Annotated in this window: 3 protein-coding genes; all 3 read left to right on the plus strand. The window is 35.6% G+C overall.

All coding sequences use genetic code 11. From position 1 onward, the window contains the following. The first annotated feature begins 38 nt into the window (after nucleotides 1-38). Nucleotides 39-188, plus strand: coding sequence for a class I lanthipeptide (locus tag ACHRV5_RS22400; RefSeq protein WP_230004264.1), 150 nt, complete (start codon nucleotides 39-41; stop codon nucleotides 186-188). 7 nt (nucleotides 189-195) lie between these two features. Further along, the gene (locus ACHRV5_RS22405; RefSeq protein ID WP_230004263.1) at nucleotides 196-345 is read left to right on the plus strand and encodes a class I lanthipeptide; all 150 of its coding nucleotides are present in this window, start codon (nucleotides 196-198) and stop codon (nucleotides 343-345) included. 7 nt (nucleotides 346-352) lie between these two features. Continuing rightward, a partial coding sequence (locus tag ACHRV5_RS22410) for a class I lanthipeptide (RefSeq protein WP_395427962.1) occupies nucleotides 353-478 on the plus strand: 126 nt, incomplete at its 3' end.

Here is a 478-nt window from a genome sequence, read left to right on the forward strand (position 1 = left end):
CAGTTATTTATTGGCAAAAGCCCTAGACTAATCCTCTTATGAAAAACAAAAACACAATCAACAAGTTAGCTTTTAATAAAGTAGCTGTTGCAGAATTAAACGACAACCAAATGTATGACGTTGACGGCGGCACAAGCCCAACCTGTCTTTTAGTAATCAGCTTTTTATTAGCTAAAGCCCTAGACTAATTCTCTTATGAAAAACAAAAACACAATCAACAAGTTAGCTTTTAATAAAGTTGCTGTTGCAGAATTAAACGACAACCAAATGTATGACGTTGACGGCGGCACAAGCCCAACCTGTCTTTTAGTAATCAGTTATTTATTGGCAAAAGCCCTAGACTAATCCTCTTATGAAAAAACAAAACACAATCAACAAGTTAGCTTTCAATAAAGTAGCTGTTGCAGAATTAAACGACAACCAAATGTATGACGTTGACGGTGGAACAAGCCCAACATGTCTTTTAGTAATCAGTTAT

Source organism: Flavobacterium sp. FlaQc-52 (assembly GCF_044007495.1).
Classification (GTDB): domain Bacteria; phylum Bacteroidota; class Bacteroidia; order Flavobacteriales; family Flavobacteriaceae; genus Flavobacterium; species Flavobacterium cupriresistens.